General features: G+C 45.2%; 1 protein-coding gene. It reads right to left on the reverse strand.

The window, feature by feature from the left end:
- On the reverse strand, positions 1 to 968 hold a 968-nt coding region (locus tag AB5935_RS28110; protein ID WP_368328117.1), incomplete at both ends, for an alpha-amylase family glycosyl hydrolase.

Consider the following 968-nt stretch of genomic DNA (forward strand, 5'->3'; position numbering starts at 1 on the left):
AAGGAATACCTTGCGAAGTGAAGACTACCGTCTGCGCAAGCTTATCAAGCCGGACCAGTTGCTCGGGAGTAACGCCCGGCATACTTGCTTTCAAGCGATCAACAAGGCACAAACCGTCATGGCAGGAAACGTAGCTAATCATCTGGGTAGGCTGCTCCGCCCACGGTTTCTGACTATAATTAACAGAATCACACCGTACTTGCGGATGCTCAATAGCACCCACAATTCCGAATTTAACACTCATTTCTGCTCCCGGAACTCCGGCGAGGAAAGCCCCTTTCTCCTTTTTCCACACAGGTCCGCAAAGCCCATCACGCAATTCATCCGAGAATACGGCAATTCCCGGCATGTGGGAAACATTCCCTTTCATTGCCAACGAATCTGCCGGATATTGGGGAGTGTCGGCTGCCCAACCTTCTCCATAAATACAAATGGTAGGATCAACCTTGTTCACCGCTTTCCGGATCTCATTCATGGTTTCAATATCATGCACTCCCATCAAGTCAAAACGGAAACCGTCAATATGATATTCTTTTATCCAATAAAGAACGGACTCTATCATAAACTTGCGCATCATAGGGCGTTCACTTGCCGTCTCATTACCGCATCCGGAACCATTTGCCAATGTCCCGTCTTCTTTCTGACGATAAAAATAACCGGGAACAGTACGTTCAAAATTACTTTCAACGGTATTAAAAGTATGATTATAAACCATATCCATTATCACACGGATACCAGCTCTATGCAGTGCTTGTACCATTTGTTTGAACTCTTTCACACGAGTGGCAGGTTGATAAGGATCAGTTGAATAAGAGCCATCCGGCACATTATAATTCGCCGGATCATATCCCCAGTTATAGTGGTTTTCTTCCAGTTTTGTTTCGTCGATAGAAGCATAATCAGAGGAAGGAAGAAGATGTACATGTGTCACTCCCAGTTCTATCAAGTGATCGATACCGGTCAATAAC

Source organism: Phocaeicola sp. RTP21198st1_B8_RTP21198_201120 (assembly GCF_040929485.1).
Lineage (GTDB): Bacteria > Bacteroidota > Bacteroidia > Bacteroidales > Bacteroidaceae > Phocaeicola > Phocaeicola dorei.